We start from the raw sequence: 19,909 nt of genomic DNA, 5'->3' as shown, positions 1-19,909 counted from the left end.
CGCCGCGGAGTCCTGATCCGGTCCGGGACCGCCCCGGTCGGCGCGAGTTCCCGGATTCGCCCGCCGCGAACAGCGGCATCGTCGCCGGGGCGCCGTCGTTTGCCTCAGTAAGGTGGCGGGAGGCCGCCTTGCGCGGCCCCTCGCGGCGGGCCGCGGGGCGTCGGCGGAGAGGACTGATGGGCATGGCTGGTCTGGCCGGTACGTTCACGGCGACCGAGCACCGGCTCGCCAACGGCTTGCGGGTGGTGCTGTCGGAAGACCACATCGACCCGGTCGCCGCGGTGTGCCTGTGGTACGACGTCGGCTCGCGCCACGAGCGGCCGGGGCGCACCGGCCTGGCGCACCTGTTCGAGCATCTGATGTTCCAGGGCTCGGCCAATGTCCACGGCAACCAGCACTTCGAGTTCGTGCAGTCGGCGGGCGGCTCGCTCAACGGCACCACGAGTTTCGAGCGCACCAACTACTTCGAGACGATGCCGGCGCACCAGCTCGAACTGGCGCTGTGGCTCGAGGCGGACCGCATGGGCGGGCTGCTCGCCGCGCTGACCCAGGAGAGCCTGGACAACCAGCGGGACGTGGTCAAGAACGAGCGGCGGCAGCGCTACGACAACGTGCCGTACGGCACGGCGTGGGAGCGCCTGGTGGCGATGGCGTTCCCCGCGGGGCACCCGTACCACCACATGCCGATCGGCTCGATGGCGGATCTGGACGCCACGACGCTGGCGGACTGCCAGGAGTTCTTCCGCACGTACTACGCGCCGAACAACGCGGTGCTGACGATCGTCGGCGACATCGACCCGGAGCAGACGCTCGCGTGGGTCGAGAAGTACTTCGGCACGATTCCGGCACACGACGCCAAGCCGACGCCGGCCGACGGGGCGCTGCCCGACAGCATCGGCGGCGAGCTGCGCGAGACGGTCGTCGAGGACGTCCCGTCGCGGTCCCTGATGGCCGCCTACCGGCTTCCGGTGGACGGCACCCGCGCGGCGGACGCCGCGGAACTCGCGCTCACCGTGCTCGGCGAGGGCGAGGCGTGCCGGCTGAACCGCCGCCTGGTGCGGCACGACGAGCTGGCGGTCTACGCCGGGTTCGGGATCATGCGGCTCGCGGGCGCGCCGTCGGTCGCGCTGCTGGACGTCAAGGCGTCCGGCGACGCGGACATCGCGGCCGTGGACGCCGCGGTGAACGAGGAACTGGCCCGGTTCGCCGCGGAGGGTCCCACCGCCGAGGAACTCGAGCGCGCCCAGGCGCAGATCGAGCGCGGTTGGCTGGACCGGATGGCGACGGTCGGCGGCCGCGCCGACGAACTGTGCCGGTACGCGGTGCTGTTCGGCGACCCGAAGCTCGCGTTCACCGCCCTCGACCAGGTCCTCGAGATCACCGCCGAGGAGGTCAAGGACGTCGCCGGGCGGCTGCTGCCGGAGAACCGCGCCGTGCTGGTCTACGAGCTGGCCGAGGAAGACAGCGACGGCACCGACCCGGACTCCGACACCGACCGCGAGGGGCAGGCCGCCTGATGACCGAGACCACCATGGTGTTCCACCCCCGCCCCGGCGCCGGTCCGGAGAAGGCGTGGACCTTCCCCGCGCCGGAGCGCGGCAAGCTCGCCAACGGCCTGTCCGTGCTGCGCGTGCACCGCCCCGGGCAGCAGGTCGTCGCCGTCGAACTGCTGCTGGACGCGCCGCTGGACGCGGAGCCGGACGGCATCGACGGCGTCGCGACGATCATGGCCCGCGCGCTGAGCGAGGGCACCGACACGATGGACGCCGAGACGTTCGCCGCCGAACTCGAACGCTGCGGCGCCACGATGGACGCGGGCGCCGACCACTCCGGCGTGCAGGTCGCCCTCGACGTGCCCGCGTCCCGCCTGGAACGCGCGCTCGGCCTGATGGCCGACGCCGTCCGCGCCCCGGCGTTCCCGGCCGACGAGGTCGACCGCCTGGTGCGCCAGCGCCTCGACGAGATCGTCCACGAGCTCGCCAACCCGGCCCGCCGCGCGGCGATCGCGCTGTACGCCGACCTGTTCCCGGCCGACGCCCGCATCTCGCGGCCGCGGGCGGGCACCGCGGCCACCGTCGCGCGCGTCGACCGCGCCGCGGTCGCCGACTTCTTCGCCGCCCACGTGCGCCCGGCGACCGCCACCGCGGTGGTGGTCGGCGACCTGGACGGCGTCGACCTCGACGGCATCCTCGAACGCACCCTCGGCGCGTGGACCGGCAGCGACGCCCCCGCCACCGAGATCGCCCCGGTCACCGCCGACGACACCGCGCGCGTGGTGATCGTCGACCGGCCCGGCAGCGTGCAGACCCAGGTGCTGGCCGGCCGCCTCGGCCCGGACCGGCACGCCGCGGTGTGGCCCGCGCTGACCATCGGCACCTACTGCCTGGGCGGCACCCTCACCTCGCGCCTGGACCGGGTGCTGCGCGAGGAGAAGGGCTACACCTACGGCATCCGCGCCCTCAACCAGTCGCTGCGCTCCGGCGCGCTGCTGGCCATCACCGGCTCGGTCGAGACCGACGTCACCGGCCCGGCGCTCGCCGACCTGGTGGCAGTGCTCAAGACCCTCGCCGCGGAAGGCCTCACCGGCGAGGAACGCGACGCGGCGGTGCAGAACCTGGTGGGCGTCGCCCCGCTGAAGTACCAGACGTCGCGGGCGGTCGCCGACTCGCTCGCCGACGTCGTCGCGCAGCGCCTCGCCGACGACTACCTGCCCGAGCTGTACCGGCAGCTCGCCGACGTCGCCACGGCGGACGCGTCGGACGCGGCGGTGGCCGGCTTCGACCCCGCCCGGCTGGTCGTCGTGGTGGTCGGCGACGCGGCGCAGATCCGCGGGCCGCTGGAGGGCCTGGGCCTCGGCCCCGTGACGGTCGTCGAATAGGACGGACCGTCAGGATCCGGGCGAAAGCCGTGCGCCCACCCCCGGGGGAGTGCACGGCAAACGCCAATCGCTGGCAAAGTAGTCCCCAAGGATGACTTGGGTGCGCCTCCGCCGTCGCCCCGACGGCGGAGGCGCGCTGCTTCCCGGGGATGATCGCCCGCCCCGATTTGTACGACAGCCTTTCCAGCCGCATACGGTGAGGTCCATGACGCAGGAGACGACTACCGACGACGCGCCTGGCCGCGTGATCGACACCACACGCGGGCTCTCCGCGGCCGACGTCGCCGAGCGGGTGGCGCGCGGCGAGGTGAACGACGTCCCGGTCCGGTCCAGCCGCTCGGTCGGCGAGATCGTCCGCGCCAACGTCTTCACCCGGTTCAACGCCATCATCGGCGTGCTCTTCGTGATCATCCTGGCCGTCGGCCCGATCCAGGACGGCCTGTTCGGCTTCGTGATCGTCGCCAACACCGGCATCGGCATCATCCAGGAACTCCGCGCCAAGAAGACCCTCGACCGCCTCGCGGTCATCGGCGAAGCCAAACCGCGGGTGCGCCGCGACGGCGTCACGGTGCCCGTGTCGGCCGACGAGATCGTCCTCGACGACATCATCGAACTGGGTTCGGGCGACAAGGGCGTCGTCGACGGCATCGTCACCGAAGCGGCCGGCCTGGAGGTCGACGAGTCGCTGCTGACCGGCGAGGCCGACCCGGTGCTCAAGAAGCCCGGCGACCCGATCATGTCCGGCTCGTTCGTGGTGGCCGGCAACGGCGCGTTCCGCGCCACCCGGGTCGGCAAGGACGCCTACGCCGCCCAGCTCATGGAGGAAGCGTCCCGGTTCACCCTGGTCGCCTCCGAACTGCGCGGCGGCATCAGCACCATCCTCAAGTACGTCACCTGGGTGCTGATCCCCACCGCGATCGCCCTGGTCATCAGCCAGTACCGGATCAACGAGAGCGACACCCCCGAGGCGATCCGCCGCATGGTCGCGGGCGTCGTGCCGATGGTCCCCGAGGGCCTCGTGCTGCTGACCTCACTCGCCTTCGCGGTCGGCGTCATCCGCCTCGGCCGCCGCCAGTGCCTGGTCCAGGAACTCCCCGCGATCGAGGGACTCGCCCGCGTCGACGTGGTGTGCCTGGACAAGACCGGCACGCTGACCGAAGGCGGCATGAACGTCACCGACGTCCGCGCGCTGGACGCCGCCCTCCCGGTCCGCGACGCGCTCGGCGCCCTCGGCACCACCGACCCGCGGCCCAACGCGAGCCTGCAGGCCATCATCGACGCGTGCCCGGCCCCGTCCGGCTGGACGTGCGCGGCGACCATCCCGTTCTCGTCCGCCCGCAAGTACTCCGGCGCCACCTTCGAGGTCGACGGGGAACGCCAGACCTGGCTGCTCGGCGCGCCCGAGATGCTCGCCAAGCCCGGCGACGCCATCCTCAAGGACGCCGAGGAACTCGGCTCGCAGGGCCTGCGCGTCCTCCTGCTCGTCCGCACCGGCGCCCCCGTCGAGGACCTCGCCGCGCCCTACGACGCGGACAGCGCCCGCCCGGCCGCGCTGGTCGTGCTCGAACAGCGGCTGCGCCACGACGCCGCGGACACCCTCGCCTACTTCGCCGACCAGGGCGTCGCCACCAAGGTCATCTCCGGCGACAACGCGGTCTCCGTCGGCGCCGTCGCGGCCAAGCTCGGCATCCCGGGCGCCGACCACCCCGTCGACGCCCGCACGCTGCCGGACGACCGCGAAGCCATGGCGGACATCCTCGAGAACAACACCGTGTTCGGCCGCGTCACCCCGCAGCAGAAGCGCGACATGGTCGCCGCCCTGCAGTCCCGCGGCCACACCGTCGCGATGACCGGCGACGGCGTCAACGACGTCCTCGCCCTCAAGGACGCCGACATCGGCGTCGCGATGGGCTCCGGCAGCGAGGCCGCCCGCGGCGTCGCCCAGATCGTCCTGCTCAACAACAGCTTCTCCGCGCTGCCGTCGGTGGTCGGCGAAGGACGCCGGGTCATCGGCAACATCGAGCGCGTCTCGAACCTGTTCCTCACCAAGACCGCCTACGCGGTCCTGCTGGCGATCCTCGTCGTCATCGTCAACGTGCCGTACCCGTTCCTGCCGCGGCACCTCACGCTGCTCGCCTGGTTCACGATCGGCACCCCGGCGTTCTTCCTCGCCCTCGCGCCGAACAAGGAACGCGCCCGCACCGGATTCGTCAACCGCGTCCTCCGGACCGCGGCACCCGCAGGCGTCATCGCCGGCGCCGCGTGCTTCACCGCCTACATGATCGCCCGCGACTACTACGGCGGCACCGAGGAAACCCGCAGCGCCGAGACCTCGATCGCGACGCTCACCCTGTTCCTCGTCGCCCTGTGGGTCCTCGCGATCATCGCCCGCCCCTACACCTGGTGGCGCGTCGTGCTGGTCGGCGCCATGGCGGCCGGCTTCGCCCTGGTGATCAGCGTGCCCTGGCTGCAGAAGTTCTTCGACCTCAAACTGGTCGGCACCACGATGCCGTGGACGGCCGTCGGCATCGCGGTCGTCGCGGCGGTGCTCGTCGAGATCGTCTGGCGGATCATCGGGCGGCGGATGGCCGTGGACGCCTGACGGGCCGCTCCAGCCGACGCCGGAGGGCGCGGTACGGGACTCCCGTACCGCGCCCTCCGGCGTTTTCCGCGGTTCGCCCGCGGATCAGTTCTTCGCGTCCAACGCCCGCTTCACCTTCAGCACCGCGGGGGACATGAACGCCTCGACCGCGTTCGGGCTGCCCGAGATCTCCACAAGCGTGTTGCCGAACCGCACGAGCACCCACGACGTCGCGTTCAGGCCCGTCGCGTTCTGCGCGGTCTCGTACAGCCCGGCGGCCTCGTCCCCGTACGGCGGCAGGTTCTTCAGCGCGCTGTAGTCCAGCGTGTACGGGTTCCCCGGCTCCGCCACCGGCATGTTCTTGCACTCGACGCCGGAACGGCGCCCGTACTCCACGGCCTTGGCCAGATCCGCGGCGGAACGCTGCCGGACGGTGATCGTCAGCTCGTACTCGAGGTACGGGACATCGGCGTTCTTGGGCGCCGTGAAGCTCGCCGACAGATACCGCGCCGCCGGGGACGACGACGCGTTGTTCTGCTCGCGGTACGGCGGGCAGTTCGCCCGCAGCGCCGCATCCGCCGCGGTCGGCTGCGCCTTGCCCGTCCCCGCGCTCGTCTGCACCGGCATGCGCGTCCAACCCGGCCCCAGATCGGCCGCGGTCAGGATCGCGTCCTCCAGCTCGGCCTGGGACAGATAGGGATCCTTCGGCGCCGGCGACGAATCGTCCGGCTCGGCCGACGGGGAAGCCGATCCGGAGCCCTTGTCGTCCGGCCCGAACACCGACCCGCCCCCGGCGTTTCCGCCCCCGCTCCCACACCCCGTGACCACAACCGCCGCCAGCACGGACGCCCCGACGCCGACCGCCTTCCGCTTTCCCCCGCTGCGCATCACTCCACCCCCATGACCGCGCCTCCGCACGGCACCAGGACCACGCCCCGGCTCGCACGAGCGGGGCCGTACACGACCTGAGACGGACGGGAACCGCGACGCGTTCCGTCCGCGTCCGGTTCGTGACCTGCGCAAAAGCGGGCCGGCCGGTGGGGTGCGCCGGCGGGCCGCGGCGGCTGCCCGCCGCGGCGCCGTGCCGCTCCCGCGCTACTTGCGCGGCTGGTACAGCACCGCCGCCCAGCCGTCGGGGCCGACGACCTGGGCGCGGACCTCGTGGGGGCCCTCGACCGGGTCGGCGACCTTGAAGCCGGCCTCGCGGAGCGGGGCCAGAGCGGCGTCGAGGTCGGCGACCTTGACCATCACCGACGCGCCCTCGCCCTCGCGGTCCGTGCCGGACAGCGCCAGGCGGTTGCCGTTGACGTCGAACTGCGCCCACCGGTCGCCGTCCACGAACGTCGGCTCGGTGCCGAGCACCGCGCTCATGAACGCGACCGCGGCGGTCATGTCGGCGACGGGGAACGCGGCGGACAGGCCCTGGGCGGACATGGCGACCTCCTGCGCGGGCCCCGGCGGACCGGGGCCTCGGAATGGAACGGACAAGTTCACGGACGCCGGGCCGGCCCCGGTACGGGCCCGGCGGCGGCCGGACTGCGGCACCCGGCCACAGCTTCTGATGGTCTATCAGATCAGCTCCGGTGACGGGCCCGCCGCGCACGGTGACACCGGTCACCGTGCGTGCGGGCGGCACCGGCCGGGTCAGCTCGGGAACTGGTCCGGCGGGATGTCGCTGATCGTCGCGTTGCCGCCGGCGATCGTGTAGAGGGTCAGGCTGTAGGTCGTGTACTGGGTCCGCGTCGTCTCGTACGACAGCGTGTCGTCGAACTTCTGGAACGCGCAGGAGCGCGTGAACTTCTTCGCGTCCCCGTCCCAGTCCGTCCCCGTCGCGTAGTACGCGGTCAGCGTGCCGTCCGGGATGCCCTTGACCGTGGTCTCGTCGCCGCCGCGCACGTAGACCTCGCGCACGGTCTTGTCGCCGTTCGTCAGCTTCACCAGGGCGTCCTCGGCCCCCGACTCGTTCTTCACGGTCAGCTCGCCCAGACCGCCGCGCTGCCCGCCGCTCAACTGCCCGGTGCTGCCCTGCCGGCTCGGCTCGTCCTGCGCCGCGGGCGCGAACGTGCCGACCTTGTACGTGGGATCCACCGCGGCCAGCGCCGCCGCCGCATCCCGCAGCGCCGACAGCCCGCCCAGCTTGGACGCCTCCGGGACGCCGGACGCGGCCGTGCACACCTTGTTCTTCGACGCCGCCGTCGACAGGCCGTCCAGATCGCCCGGCAGCTCCACGAGCGCGTTGCGCAGCGAGCTGGCCGCGGAGATCGCCGTCTCCGGCGGGGCGACCTGCTCGAACGCGTCCGCCGCGGACCGGGCGCCTTCGGCCGCGGCGTCGAGTGCCGCGGAGAGCTCCTTCGGGGTGTCGGCCGCCTTGAGCTGGGTGAAGCCGGGCGCGATCGCGGCATCCACGTTCGCCAAGGCCTGCGCGAACTCCGCGGGACTGACCGCCGCCGGTTTCGGGGGCACCGTCGGCTCCGGCGGCGCGGACGGCACGGCGGAGCTTTCCGAGGACGACGCACTCGCCCCGGCCTTCTTCACGTCGGTTGCCGAACTGCACCCGCTCAACACCGTCAATGCCGTCACCGCGCCGGCCGTCGCACACGCGACCGCCGCCATCCGACCCGTCTTGCCTTGCCGCACGTCGCCCCCCGGACCCCCGTCGAAATCATCCGACACCGTACTCGGACGGTAGCGGGGCGTCATCGCGTTCAGCGAGAGGGTTTTCCACACACCTTGCGCCATGCCTCGCGCCATCCTGCGCGCCGACCTTCGCGCCAGGCCTCCGGCCGCTCCTCGTCCCGGACCCGCGCGCCGCTTCGCCACCCGGACACCTCCTCGCTGCACCGCACGCGCGTGGCTTAGTGTCGACAGCGTGGAGCCGACAGACCCGCCGACCACCCCGCCCGCCCAGCGGCCACCCGCACCGCCGGCCTATCCCGCGCACTGGGAAGCCGACGTCGTCCTCCGCGACGGCGCGACCGCCCACGTGCGCCCCGTGGGGCCCGACGACGCGCAACGCCTCGTCGACTTCTACGCCCGCGTCTCCGACGAGTCGAAGTACCTGCGGTTCTTCACGCCCTATCCGCGGCTCTCCGAACGCGACGTCCGCCACTTCACCCACCACGACTGGGTCGACCGCGTGGGCCTCGGCCTGTTCTCCGGCGGCAACATGGTGGCGATCGTCCGCTACGACCGCATCGGTCCGGACGGCCGCGCGGTCCGCACCGGCCCCGGCGGCCGGTCCTCCACCGCCGAAGTCGCCTTCCTCGTCCAGGACGACCAGCAGGGCCGCGGCGTCGCTTCCGTCCTCTTGGAGCACATCGCCGACGTCGCCCGGGAACGCGGCATCCGCAAGTTCGTCGCCGACGTGCTGCCGTCCAACCGGCGCATGATCAAGGTCTTCACCGAAGCCGGCTACACCCAGCAGTCCGCCTTCGAAGACGGCGTCGTCCGCCTCACCCTCGACCTCCGGCCCACCGACACCTCCACGGCCGTCATGCTCGCCCGCGAGCACCGCGCCGAAGCGGGCTCCACCGGACGCCTCCTCAACCCGCGGTCGGTCGCCGTCGTCGGCGCCGGACGCCACGAAGGCACCGTCGGCAACACGCTCCTGCGCAACCTCGCCGCGAGCGGCTTCACCGGGCCCGTCTACGCCGTCAACCCGTCCGCGTCCGGCGAGCCCATCGAAGGCTTCCCCTCCTACGCGTCGGTCCGCGACATCCCCGACAGCGTCGACCTCGCCGTCGTCGCCGTCCCCGCGCCCGCGGTCCAGGACGTCGTCGTCGAATGCGGCCGCAAAAGCGTCCGCGGACTGGTCGTCGTCTCCTCCGGATTCGCCGAGACCGGACCCGAAGGCCGGGCCCGGCAGCGCCGCCTCGTCATCACCGCCCGCAGCCTCGGCATGCGCGTCATCGGCCCGAACTGCCTCGGCATCCTCAACACCGACCCCGCCGTCGGCGTCAACGCCAGCCTCTCGCCGCGTATGCCGCGCCGCGGCCGCGTCGGGATGTTCGCCCAGTCCGGCGCCCTCGGCATCGCGATCCTCGAATCCACCGTCAACCGCGGCATCGGACTCTCCACGTTCGTCTCGGCGGGCAACCGCGCCGACGTCTCCGGCAACGACCTCCTCCAGTACTGGGAAGACGACCCGGCCACCGACGTCGTCCTCCTGCACCTCGAATCCCTCGGCAACCCGCGCAAGTTCACCCGCCTCGCGCGGCGCGTGGCGCGCACCAAGCCCGTCGTCGCGGTCAAGAGCCTCCACCACGCGCAGCGCATCCCGCTCGGGCACGCGACGCGCGCGCTGACCCTCGACGACAAAGCCGTCGACTCGCTCTTCCGCCAAGCCGGCGTCATCCGGGTGCCCACCGTCGCCGAAATGTTCGACGTGGCCCAACTCCTCGCCTACCAACCGCTGCCCGCGGGCGGCCGCGTCGCCATCGTCGGCAACTCCGATTCCCTGGGCCTCCTCGCCCAGGACGCCGCCACCAGCGCCGGGCTGGACCCGCTGCGACCCGTCGACCTCACCACCTCGGCCACCCCCGACGACTTCCGCAAAGCCCTCGGCGACAGCCTCGACGCCGACGACGTCGACGCGGTGGTCACCGTCTTCATCCCGCCCCTCACCACCCACGGCGACGACGTCGCCCGCGTCATCGCGGACATGGCCGAACGCGCCGTCGCCGTCGGCAAACCCCTCCTCGCGACCTACCTCGCCCACGAGGGCCTGCCCGACCAACTCCGCCGCCTCGACCCCGACGGCATCCCCGCCCAGGGCTCCGTACCCTCCTACCCGGCACCCGAGAACGCCGTCCGCGCCCTCGCCGAAGTCGTCCGCTATGCCGCCTGGCGCCGCCGCCCCGCCGGCGAACATGTGGACTTCGACGACGTCCAGGCCGACGCCGCGCGCTCCCTCGTCCGCGCCCGCCTCGGCGCCGCGGACGCCGCCGGACTGTCCCCGAGCGAAACCGCCGAACTCCTCGGCTGCTACGGCATCCACCCCAGCCCCGCCATCCGCGTCGACAGCGAAGACGCCGCCATCGCCGCCGCGGAACAGCTCGGCTACCCCGTCGTCCTCAAGACCATCGCCGAACACCTGCGCCACCGCGTCGACTTGGACGGCGTACGCCTCGACCTCGGCACCGAAGTCGGCCTCCGCCGCGCCTTCCGCCGGATGTCCGCCCGCCTCGGCGGCCCCGACCAGGCCCGCCTCGTCGTGCAGCGCATGGCACCGCGCGGCGTCGCCACGACCGTCGGCCTCACCTACGACGAATCCTTCGGCACCCTGCTGCACTTCGGCCTGGCCGGACCGGCGTCGGAACTGCTCGGCGACGTCGCGCACCGGCTCGTCCCCGCCACCGACCAGGACGTCGCCGACCTGGTCCGGGACATCCGCGCGGCACCGGTGCTGTTCGGCTACCGCGGGGCGCCGCCCGTCGACGTGGCGGCACTGGAGGAACTCCTGCTGCGGCTCTCGCAGCTCGCCGACGACCTGCCGCACGTCACCTCGGTACAGCTCGACCCGGTGGTGGTGACCGAAGGCGGGTTGACCGTGCTCGACGCGCGTGTTCGGCTGTCCCGACCGCCGGCCCGGACGGACCTGGGGCCGCGGGCCATGCGCAATCCATACTGATCGGCGACACGAACGACGAGGCTTGGGGCGGGGACGTGGCGTTCCGCGAGAAATTGGACGGCCTGCCCGTCATCGGGCGCACTTTGGAGGCGTACGACCGCTACACCGAACGCAACGGCAACTTCGCCGCCGCCGCGGTCGCGTTCTACGGCTTCCTCGCGCTGTTCCCGCTCATCGCCCTCTCCGCCGCGGTCGTCGCGGCGACGCTCAGCCCCGGGCGCGTGCAGGACATGCAGGGGAAGATCTCCGACCAGATCCCCGGCATCGCCGACAAGGTCGACGTCAACGGCCTCGTCGACAACGCCGGCGAAGTCGGCCTGGTCGGCGGCCTGCTGCTGCTCTACCTCGGCCTCGGCTGGGTCGGTGCGCTGCGCCCGGCGATCCGCGAGATGTGGTTCGGCGACCAACCGCCGCCGGACGGCATCGAGAAGACGCTGCTGATGAAGTCGAAGGACATCGCGACGCTCGCCGGGCTCGGCCTGGCGATGGCGGTGTCGGTCGGCGCCTCGGCGTTCGCGACCGCGGTCATCGGGCACGTGTCGAAGGCGATCGGCCTCGACGACGAACCGGTGGGGCGGATCCTGCTGCAGGTCGCCGCGTTCGGGGTGGCGGTGCTCGCGGGCGTCGTGCTGTTCCTCTACCTGCTGGTCGGCATGCCGCGGCTGGAGATGCCGCGGCGCACCGCGTTCCGCGGGGCGCTGATCGGCGCGGTCGGCTTCGAAGTCCTCAAGGTGCTGGTCGCCAGCTACATCGCGCAGGTCGCCGGGAAGAGCATGTACGGCGCGTTCGGGGTGCCGGTGGCGCTGCTGCTGTGGATCTACTTCGCGACCCGGCTGCTGCTGTTCTGCGCGGCGTGGACGGCCACGGCCAAGCATCCGCCGGACCACGTCGATGACGAGGAGAAAACAGGCCCTCGCTCGCTCTGTGAACAGACCGAGGTCTGAGGCCGCCCACTCGTCCACAGGACAAGCTTTCGAAGCGCGACATCGGCGACCGGCTGCGCGAGAGTCGGAGATGGCGGTGGAGGCGGGGGAGGGGCCTGCGGCGCTCGGTGGGAGAGGGAGGGCCCAACGTGGAGCGGGGGCGGTACAGACCCGACCACAGAGCCGTACCGCCGCCCGCCTCGGCCGCCCGCGGCGCCGATGCCACCCCGAGCCGTGGCACCCGCGCCGCCGTTGCGGCCCGCCCGTCCGACCCGCCGCCATGCCCCTCCGCACCGCCCTCCACGCGGCGGTGCCCTCATGCCGGCCGGTCCACCGGACCGACCGCTCCCACGCCGGGTTTCCCCGATCCCGCCGGCGCGGTCGCGGTGTCGCCCGGGTCTCCGGCGCGGAGACCCGGACGTGTGTGCCGGGCGTCGGGGCTCACCGCGCGAGCGGTGTGTCCCTGTCTCCCCGTCCGTCCTGCACAACCGACAGTCAACCGGTTCGGAAGGCCGCGGGGGAGGGCGCGTGGAGGGCGCGCGGTTGCGCGGTGGGACCAGGCGGGGCGGCCGTGTGCCTCCCCGTCACCCGTACGGGGACTGTCAGGACATCGACAAAGAGTTATAAGGCCGCTGCCGAGCGTGGCGGCCCGGGCGGCGCCCCGGTTCGGACGGGCCCCGGAGGTTGTGCGGAGGTGCGCCGCGAACGCCCGGATGGCGCACGCGCGCGCCCAAAGGTGCCAGGATGGGGGCATGGCGAAGACCTCCACCTCGACTCAGGGTTTGCGTACGGCGATCGAGCGCAGCGGCTACTACCCCGCCCTCGTTGCCGACGCGGTCGAGTCCACGATCGGGACCGAGCAGGTCGATGCGTACCTGGTGCACCAGGAGACGACGTTCGACTCCAACGAGGTCCGGCGGCATGTGACCGTCCTCGTGCTCACCCCCGGCCGCTTCCTGGTCAGCCACACCGACGAGCACGCGCCCGACGACACGTCGCCGACGCCGTACGCGACCACGTCGACCGAGACCGTCCGCATCGACCGCATCGAGTCCGTCGTGGTCAGCCGCGTCGTCGGCAACCCGGCCGAGTACGTGCCGGGCGCCCCGCCGCGCGAGGTCGTCCTCACCATCGGCTGGGGCGCGGTGGGCCGCATCGACCTGGAGCCGGCCGGCTGCGCCGACCCGAACTGCGACATCGACCACGGCTACACGGGCGCGATGACCGCCGACGACCTGTCGCTGCGGGTCAGCGAGGCGGCCGACGGCCCCGACGCGGTCGAGCGCACGCTGGCGTTCGCGAAGCGCCTGTCCGAGGCCGTCGCCGGCATCGGCCGGTGAGCGCCGCAGCCTGGGCTCCGGAACCGCCGCCCGTCCCGGTACCGCGTTACGGCACCGGGGCGCTGTCCGATCTGCTTCCGTCCGTCGCCGCGTCGCTGGGCATGGCGGGCGAGACCAATGTGCTCGGCCTGCCCGCGACGGAGCGGGCCGTGGTGTTCCTCGTCGACGGTCTCGGCTGGGAGCTGCTGAAGGCGAACCCGGAGTGGGCGCCGTTCCTGACGTCGCTGATCCCCGGTTCGTGGGGCGGCCGCGGGGAGCCGATCACCGCGGGCTTCCCGGCGACGACGGCGACGAGCCTGGCCTCGTTCGGCACCGGGCTGCCGCCGGGTGCGCACGGGTTGATGGGCTACACGGTGGCGATCCCGGGTGACGCGCGGCTGATGAACCAGCTGCGCTGGGACCCGTACGTGCCGCCGCGCGAGTGGCAGCCGCATCCGCCGTTGATGGAGCGGGCCGCGGCCGCGGGCATCACCGTCGCGCAGGTGTCGGATCCGATGTTCGAGCACACGCCGCTGACGCAGGTGGCGCTGCAGGGCGGCCGGTATGTGGCCGCGGCGGCGGGCGAGGCACGCGTGCAGGGCGTTCTCGACCAGTTGGCGCAGCCGGGCCCGGTGCTCGTCTACACGTATGTGAGCGACGTCGACAAGGCCGGTCACGGCTACGGCTGCCAGTCGGATGCGTGGCGGATCGAACTGTCGCGCGTGGATGGTCTGGTGCGCCGTTTGGCGGAGCAACTGCCGCGCGGGACGGCGCTGTACGTGACGGCGGACCACGGCATGATCGATGTGCCGATGGAGGACCGCATCGACGTGGACACCGATCCGGAGCTGTCGGCCGGTGTCGCGCTGCTGGGCGGCGAGGGCCGGGCGCGGCATGTGTATGCGGTGCCGGGTGCGGCGGGCGATGTGCTGGCGATCTGGCAGGACGTGCTGGCGGACAGCTGCTGGGTGCTGTCGCGCGACCAGGCGATCGACGCGGGCTGGTTCGGGCCGGTCGAGGAGCGGGTGTACTACCGGATCGGCGATGTGGTGGCGGCGCCGTGGGCGGATGTCGCGATCGTGGCGACGCGGCGGGAGCCGAACGAATCGCGGATGGTGGGCCTGCACGGCTCGATGACGCCGGTGGAGCAGCTGGTGCCGCTGCTCGAAGTCCACGCCTGAGCGGGGTCTTCCGGGTGGTTTGCGGGGCCGGGTTTCGTCCGGTCCCGCAAACCACCGGGACGCGTGGTCTCAGGCCTGCTTGCGCTTCTTGAGCAGGACCGAGGCGAGGCCGGCGACGATGGCGACCGGCAGGACGATCTTGAACAGTTTGCCCATGGTGGCGAACCCCCTTGAGTGGTCGGTGTCGGGCGGACCCGTGCGGCCCGGGGCCGACAAGCGGCGAAACGGTGACGCCGTATCAACTCCCGGGCAGGCCCGACGGTTCCGACTCTACGTGAGGACATCGGCGGGCGTTCGGGTGGTTGCCGCTGGTCCGAAGAGCGCAGCGTTCGTCCGATGGGGGCAGGTGGATCGCCCGGTCGGCTTATCCGGTGTGGTCCTCGGCGTGTTCGTCGCTCTTGAGGATGGCGAAGTCCGCGCCGTGCGGGTCGCGGCATTGCGCGATGCGGCCGTAGGGCGAGTTCCGGGGTTCGCTGAGGACGGTGCCGCCCGCGGCGCGGACGAGTCCGGCGGTGGCGTCGGTGTCGGCGACGCGGAAGGTGACGTGCCAGTGCGCGGGGAGTTCGTCGGGCCAGTTGGCGTCCATGCCCATGATTCCGCCGCGGGGGCGGTCGTCGACGGAGAAGGCGTGGTAGTCGAAGCCTTCGGCGCTCATGTCCTCGAAGGCGTAGCCGAAGAGGGCGCCGTAGAAGGCGAGGGCCCGCGGGGTGTTGCGGGTGAGGAGTTCGGTCCAGACGATGCCGCCGGGTTCGTTGACGAGTTCGGCGCCGACCAGGCTGCGGGCCTGCCACAGGCCGAAGGGTGCGCCGGTGGGGTCGGTGAGGAGGGCGAACCGTCCCATGTCGAGGACGTCCATCGGGGGGTAGGTGACTTCGGCGCCTTCGGCGGCGGCTTTCACCACGGCGGCGTCGGCGTCGTCGGTGGCCAGGTAGGTGGTCCAGCCGATGGGCAGGTCGGGTTCGGGCAGCAGGCGGATTCCGGCGACGCGGCGGCCGCGGACCGCGCAGGAGGTGTAGTAGTCGGCGTCCCCGGGGCCGGGTGCGCCGTGCCAGCCGAAGACGGTGCCGTAGAAGGCGAGGGAGGCGTCGGGGTCGGCGGTGCCGAGATCCGCCCAGCAGGGCACTCCGGGAGGGTATGTGCCGGTCATGATGCTCATGCGGGTGCCTCCCAGGCGGACGTTCGCGGGCGGCGGGGCCGCCACAGCCTCCTTGTCCGATGCTGGCACGTGGCCTGGGCACTGTCGCGGGCAGTGCGGCGCGGGCGGTGCGCGGTCCCGGCGCGCCGGGCCGCACGGGGGACCGCGCGGACGCGGGAGGATGGCGGGATGAACCCTGTGATCTCCGTTGCCGACCTGGCCGCCGCCCTGGGCTCCGAGCGTCCGCCGGTGGTGCTCGACATCCGCTACAAGCTCGGCGGGCCGCCGGGAATCGGCTGGTACCGCGAGGGCCACGTGCCGGGTGCGGTCTTCGTGGACATGGACTCCGAGCTGTCCGCGCCGGTGTCGGCGCCGGTCGGCGAGGCCGGGCGGCATCCGCTGCCGGACGCGGACGCGTTCGCCGCGGTGATGCGCCGCGCGGGTGTGTCCGCGGACGGCGACGTGGTCGCCTACGACGGTGCCGACGGCATCGCGGCGTCGCGCGTGTGGTGGCTGCTGCGCTACTTCGGCCACGACCGGGTGCGGGTCCTGGACGGCGGCTTCCAGGCGTGGACCGCGGCCGGCCGGCCGGTGGACACCGTCGAACCGGCGCCCGCGCCGGGCGACTTCGCGGCGAAGCCGGGTGGTCTGCGGCTGCTGGACGCGGCCGAGGCCGCCGCGCTGCCGGCCGACGGCGTGCTGCTGGACGTGCGCGCGGCCGAGCGCTTCCGCGCCGAGACGGAGCCGATCGACCCGGTTGCCGGGCACATCCCCGGTGCGGTGAACGCGCCGGAGACCGGGACGCTGGACGCCGAGGGCCGCCTGCTGGACGCGGAGGCGCTGCGTGCCCGGTACGCGGCGCTCGGCGTGGTGCCGGGTGCGCGGGTCGCGGCCTACTGCGGTTCGGGTGTCACCGCGTCGCACACGGTGCTGGCGCTGGCGAGCGCCGGGATCGACGCGGCGCTGTACGCGCCGTCGTGGAGCGGCTGGAGCAGCGACCCGGCGCGGCCGGTGGCGACGGGGGAGTGACGCGGCCGGTGCGCGGACGCTCTTGCGGTCGCCCGCGAGAGCGTCCGCGCACCGGGCAGCACACGGCCGGACACGGCCTAGACGGCCATCCAGTGCGTGGCCTCGCGGAGCCCCGAGGCTGTGTAGGCGACGAAGCCGATGAGTCCCGGCGGCAGGTCGGCGGCGGCGAAGCGGCCGAGGTCGTCGGTGAGCACCGTGCGGACGCCGTCGGCGTGCCGGATCTCCAGGCACACCCGCTGGGGGACGGTCAGCTGGCCGTGCAGCCGGATGCGTCCCGCGCGGCGGGCGACTTCGGCGACGACGGTCAGGGACGGCGCGTCGAAGGTGAGGACCCGGGGTGCGTCGTCGACGTCGGCGCCGAGGAGGGGCACCGCGGCCTCACGGGGTGCGGCGGGTGCGCCGGCCGGGCGGTGCGGATGCGGAGCCGCGGGCGGTCGCCGCCCGCATGAATTCGACGAGCCAGGGGTCGACCGCGCCGAAGAGCAGCCGTACCTCGGCGAGCAGTGTGCGCTCGTCCTGCTGGCCCACCCGATCCGTTGTTCCCACGCTCATTTCCACCGTCCCCGGAGCCGCTACCGGAGCAACCGACTCGGACACAGTAGGGCCCCCGACGCCCCGGCAGGAAGTAATCCGGGGGATTGGGGGCGATATAAAGGCGATCGGGGGCAACCGTGGGGTGTCCTTGACCGGTGTGCGGGCAACCCGCGGCCGGGTCCGCGTTCGCCGCGGCGGCCGGTCCGGGGCACGGCGAAGAGCCCGCCTCCGGTGCGGAGACGGGCTCTTCGTCGCAGGTCGGGCCGGGTGCCGGCCGGACGGCCTATTCGCGCTTCTTGCGGCGGCTGCCAAAGACGATCTCGTCCCAGCTGGGCACCGTGGCGCGGCGGCCGGGGCGGACGCCGTCGGCTTCGGCCTGGCGGTCGGTGGCGCCGACGAGGCGGTCGCGGTGCGGGCCGACGACGCGGGGCACGAGGACGTTCTCGTAGGCGGATCCGGCGGCGGACGGCGCGCCGCCCCCGGCGGCGGCCGCCGCGGGGGCTTCGGGTTCGTCCTCGTCGGGCACCGGGACCGGGATCGTCGCGGGGCCGGGCCGGCTGCGTTCGCCGCCGATCGCCGGGACGTCGATGCGCACCGGTTCGCGGGGCCCCGCAGCCGCGGCGGCGGATTCGCCGCGCAGGCCCGGGACGGCGTCGAGGAGGCTGGTGATCGCGTCGTCGCCGGTGTTGCGGGGCAGCGACGCGAGGCGCGGCCGGAACGGGAACGGCGTCTCGGCGCCCTGTTCGCCGACCAGCGAGCGGGCTTCGTCGTCGTTGGTGGTGACCAGGCGCCGGGGCGGGTCGAAGCTCCAACTGGCCGAGTGCATCTCGCCGTCGACGCGGTACAGCAGCAGGACTTCCCAGCTGCCGTCGTCGCGCCGCCAGGAGTCCCACTGGACGGATTCGGAGTCGGCGCCGCGCAGGTGCAGGCGTTCGGTGACGATCTCGCCGAGGAGCGGGCCGGCGGCTTCGCCCTGCCGGCGGATCGGTGTCTTGCGGGCGCGCTCGGCCATGAAGGCGCGTTCGGCGAGGACCGGGCCTTCGAAGCGGCGCACGCGGTCGACGGGGATGCCGGCCAGCTGCGCGACTTCCTCCGCGGTGGCACCCGCCCTTATGCGCGCCTGGATGTCGCGGGGCCGGAGCTGGCTTTCGACTTCGATCTCGATCTGGCCGAGCCGGGCGCGGTCGCCGCGTACGGCGGCGCGCAGGCGCTCGTCGATGGCCAGGCTGAACTCGGTTCCGTCGGCAGCCTTCAGCACCAGCCGTGTGCCGTCGTTGCTGACGGCCACGACACGCAGTTCGGGCATGGGGACCTCCCGGGTGGTGCCTGCCGACGTCACCTGCGTCGTTGCTCCCGTTACGAGTGTGACTTGCCCAGTGGCGGCGTGCCACAACCTGACCGATTTGTCCCGGCGTGTCGGATTTTCATACCCGTCGCGCCGTTGTGTCGCGGTGGCTCCTTGAGTACCGGTTCCGGAGAAATGACCCTCGGGGGCGTTTGTCCGATTTGCAGGTTCCCGATCCCGTACGATCGGTTGCTTCCCCCCTCTACCCAGGTCTTTCCGGAACCTGGCGTGAACAGTACTCCATTCGGGCGCGCGCCCGGGCCGCACCGCGCCGTAACGGCGCGTCCACATCCGGGCGAAAAATTTCGGCCGCGCCCGGTGAGGTTCCTCACAAGATCACCGAAAGCGGAACGGCCGGGGTGCCGCCGGGGGTCCCACAGAAGAGAAGAATCCCGGCACGTCATGATTTGGCCCGGGTTGGGCCCTAGGAGAGTGATGCAGGAAAGGCCCGGCGAGGAGCGCCGGCGGATCGAACTGAACGGTACGCAGGTCGTGGCAAGCGCCTTGGCGGCCGTTTCCTCGGCTTTCCTGCTCTCCAGTCTCGGGGCCGCGGGGACCATGATCGGCGCCGCCATCGCGAGCGTGTGCGCGACCGTGGGCAGTGCCGTGTACGTCCACATGTTCCGCCGCACCGGCGACCAACTGCGGGACGTACGCTCCCAGATGGCCACGCACCCGCGCCGGCCCGCGGTACCGGCGGCGCCGGGGTCGGAGGACGCCACCCGGGTGATGCCGGTGTTCGACCCGGGGCAGGGGGCGGCGGCCGAACCGCTGCCGGCGCTGCCCGGGACAGCCGCGTCCGGCGGCTCCCGGGGCCGCGAACGGCCGCGCAACAGAACGTGGTTGGTGCGCTCGGTGGTCGGTGCGGTCGCGGTGTTCGCCATCGCGATGGCCGCGATCACGGTCACCGAACTGGGCATGGGGAAGTCGTTCGCGAGCTTGTTCGGGAACGGCGGCGACCGGCCCACGATCAGCGAGATCGGCGGGGGCGGCGGGCACAAGTCCACCCCCGACAAGCAGCCCACCGCGCCGGCCACCACGGACTCCGGCACGGGCGGCTCCGCCGGGGACCGCGCCCCGTCGCCCGGCACGACCGACGGCACGGACGGCAGCGACGGCAAGCAGTCCGACGGCGGCGGCGCGGGGACGTCGCCGACCGCGACGCCCACGCCGACCGCGACGGAGAAGCCCACCTCCACGCCGACCGAACCGCCGGCCGACAAGCCGACGACCCCGCCGGCCGGCGGCGCGGGGACCGGCGGCGCCACACCGCCCGCGCAGGGCGGCCAGGACCAGCAGGTCCCGCCTGCCGGGGACGCGGTGACGGTGCCCTGACCGAGGCGACACCGCATTCC

At 73.0% G+C, this 19,909-nt stretch carries 17 protein-coding genes; 9 read left to right on the top strand and 8 right to left on the bottom strand.

Translation table 11 applies throughout. The features are described 5' to 3' along the window. The first annotated feature begins 176 nt into the window (after positions 1–176). From ABEA93_RS11785 to ABEA93_RS11775, 3 genes are all read left to right on the top strand, one after another. A complete protein-coding gene (locus ABEA93_RS11785; protein ID WP_345675378.1) occupies positions 177–1,517 on the top strand; it encodes a M16 family metallopeptidase in 1,341 nt (446 codons plus the stop codon). Beyond that, complete coding sequence (locus ABEA93_RS11780; protein ID WP_345675377.1) at positions 1,517–2,878, top strand: M16 family metallopeptidase; 1,362 nt, start codon at positions 1,517–1,519, stop codon at positions 2,876–2,878. The genes ABEA93_RS11785 and ABEA93_RS11780 overlap by 1 nt, the downstream gene beginning before the upstream one ends. A gap of 205 nt (positions 2,879–3,083) precedes the next feature. Further along, positions 3,084–5,480, top strand: a complete 2,397-nt coding sequence (locus ABEA93_RS11775; protein ID WP_345675376.1) for an HAD-IC family P-type ATPase — start codon at positions 3,084–3,086, stop codon at positions 5,478–5,480. A gap of 84 nt (positions 5,481–5,564) precedes the next feature. Here the strand turns inward: ABEA93_RS11775 and ABEA93_RS11770 are convergent, their stop codons facing one another. The 3 genes from ABEA93_RS11770 to ABEA93_RS11760 form a co-directional block, all read right to left on the bottom strand. Beyond that, the gene (locus ABEA93_RS11770) at positions 5,565–6,239 is read right to left on the bottom strand and encodes a hypothetical protein (protein ID WP_345675375.1); all 675 of its coding nucleotides are present in this window, start codon (positions 6,237–6,239) and stop codon (positions 5,565–5,567) included. Between the two features lie 315 nt (positions 6,240–6,554). Further along, positions 6,555–6,893, bottom strand: coding sequence for a VOC family protein (locus ABEA93_RS11765; protein WP_345675374.1), 339 nt, complete (start codon positions 6,891–6,893; stop codon positions 6,555–6,557). A 210-nt stretch (positions 6,894–7,103) separates the two neighbouring features. Then, positions 7,104–7,922 carry a hypothetical protein gene (locus tag ABEA93_RS11760; RefSeq protein ID WP_345675373.1) on the bottom strand — a complete coding sequence of 273 codons (819 nt, stop codon included), beginning with the start codon at positions 7,920–7,922 and terminating at the stop codon, positions 7,104–7,106. A 406-nt stretch (positions 7,923–8,328) separates the two neighbouring features. Between ABEA93_RS11760 and ABEA93_RS11755 the strand changes: the two genes are divergently transcribed. From ABEA93_RS11755 to ABEA93_RS11740, 4 genes are all read left to right on the top strand, one after another. Further along, on the top strand, positions 8,329–11,088 hold the full coding sequence (locus tag ABEA93_RS11755) for a bifunctional acetate--CoA ligase family protein/GNAT family N-acetyltransferase (RefSeq protein ID WP_345675372.1): 2,760 nt from the start codon (positions 8,329–8,331) through the stop codon (positions 11,086–11,088). Positions 11,089–11,123: 35 nt separating this feature from the next. Continuing rightward, on the top strand, positions 11,124–12,032 hold the full coding sequence (locus tag ABEA93_RS11750; RefSeq protein ID WP_345675371.1) for a YihY/virulence factor BrkB family protein: 909 nt from the start codon (positions 11,124–11,126) through the stop codon (positions 12,030–12,032). A gap of 731 nt (positions 12,033–12,763) precedes the next feature. After that, positions 12,764–13,351 carry a DUF5998 family protein gene (locus tag ABEA93_RS11745; protein WP_345675370.1) on the top strand — a complete coding sequence of 196 codons (588 nt, stop codon included), beginning with the start codon at positions 12,764–12,766 and terminating at the stop codon, positions 13,349–13,351. Next, entirely contained in the window at positions 13,348–14,511 is a 1,164-nt protein-coding gene (locus ABEA93_RS11740; RefSeq protein ID WP_345675369.1) for an alkaline phosphatase family protein, read from the top strand. The genes ABEA93_RS11745 and ABEA93_RS11740 overlap by 4 nt, the downstream gene beginning before the upstream one ends. Positions 14,512–14,580: 69 nt before the next feature. Here ABEA93_RS11740 and ABEA93_RS11735 read toward each other — a convergent pair whose 3' ends face one another. Continuing rightward, positions 14,581–14,727 (bottom strand): hypothetical protein, encoded by a 147-nt coding sequence (locus ABEA93_RS11735; RefSeq protein ID WP_345675368.1) that lies wholly within the window; start codon positions 14,725–14,727, stop codon positions 14,581–14,583. A gap of 148 nt (positions 14,728–14,875) precedes the next feature. Further along, positions 14,876–15,667, bottom strand: coding sequence for a VOC family protein (locus tag ABEA93_RS11730; protein ID WP_345675367.1), 792 nt, complete (start codon positions 15,665–15,667; stop codon positions 14,876–14,878). Between the two features lie 168 nt (positions 15,668–15,835). Between ABEA93_RS11730 and ABEA93_RS11725 the strand changes: the two genes are divergently transcribed. Continuing rightward, complete coding sequence (locus ABEA93_RS11725; RefSeq protein WP_345675366.1) at positions 15,836–16,675, top strand: sulfurtransferase; 840 nt, start codon at positions 15,836–15,838, stop codon at positions 16,673–16,675. Positions 16,676–16,752: 77 nt separating this feature from the next. Here ABEA93_RS11725 and ABEA93_RS11720 read toward each other — a convergent pair whose 3' ends face one another. The 3 genes from ABEA93_RS11720 to sepH form a co-directional block, all read right to left on the bottom strand. Further along, entirely contained in the window at positions 16,753–17,046 is a 294-nt protein-coding gene (locus tag ABEA93_RS11720) for a hypothetical protein (protein WP_345675365.1), read from the bottom strand. 7 nt (positions 17,047–17,053) lie between these two features. Further along, a complete protein-coding gene (locus ABEA93_RS11715; RefSeq protein WP_345675364.1) occupies positions 17,054–17,221 on the bottom strand; it encodes a hypothetical protein in 168 nt (55 codons plus the stop codon). A 271-nt stretch (positions 17,222–17,492) separates the two neighbouring features. After that, the gene (gene sepH / locus ABEA93_RS11710) at positions 17,493–18,548 is read right to left on the bottom strand and encodes a septation protein SepH (protein ID WP_345675363.1); all 1,056 of its coding nucleotides are present in this window, start codon (positions 18,546–18,548) and stop codon (positions 17,493–17,495) included. Positions 18,549–18,989: 441 nt separating this feature from the next. Between sepH and ABEA93_RS11705 the strand changes: the two genes are divergently transcribed. Then, positions 18,990–19,889 carry a hypothetical protein gene (locus tag ABEA93_RS11705; RefSeq protein ID WP_345675362.1) on the top strand — a complete coding sequence of 300 codons (900 nt, stop codon included), beginning with the start codon at positions 18,990–18,992 and terminating at the stop codon, positions 19,887–19,889. Positions 19,890–19,909: the final 20 nt, after the last annotated feature.

This window comes from Yinghuangia aomiensis, from assembly GCF_039542225.1.
Classification (GTDB): Bacteria; Actinomycetota; Actinomycetes; order Streptomycetales; family Streptomycetaceae; genus Yinghuangia; species Yinghuangia aomiensis.
This window is presented reverse-complemented; position numbering and strand designations above follow the sequence as displayed.

Bases quoted from the DNA above. Each gene is read 5' to 3' on its own strand.
- ABEA93_RS11785 (WP_345675378.1), top strand. From the start codon at position 177: ATGGGCATGGCTGGTCTGGCCGGTACGTTCACGGCGACCGAGCACCGG.
- ABEA93_RS11780 (WP_345675377.1), top strand. From the start codon at position 1,517: ATGACCGAGACCACCATGGTGTTCCACCCCCGCCCCGGCGCCGGTCCG.
- ABEA93_RS11775 (WP_345675376.1), top strand. From the start codon at position 3,084: ATGACGCAGGAGACGACTACCGACGACGCGCCTGGCCGCGTGATCGAC.
- ABEA93_RS11765 (WP_345675374.1), bottom strand. From the start codon at position 6,893: ATGTCCGCCCAGGGCCTGTCCGCCGCGTTCCCCGTCGCCGACATGACC.
- ABEA93_RS11745 (WP_345675370.1), top strand. From the start codon at position 12,764: ATGGCGAAGACCTCCACCTCGACTCAGGGTTTGCGTACGGCGATCGAG.
- ABEA93_RS11730 (WP_345675367.1), bottom strand. From the start codon at position 15,667: ATGAGCATCATGACCGGCACATACCCTCCCGGAGTGCCCTGCTGGGCG.
- ABEA93_RS11725 (WP_345675366.1), top strand. From the start codon at position 15,836: ATGAACCCTGTGATCTCCGTTGCCGACCTGGCCGCCGCCCTGGGCTCC.
- ABEA93_RS11705 (WP_345675362.1), top strand. From the start codon at position 18,990: ATGCAGGAAAGGCCCGGCGAGGAGCGCCGGCGGATCGAACTGAACGGT.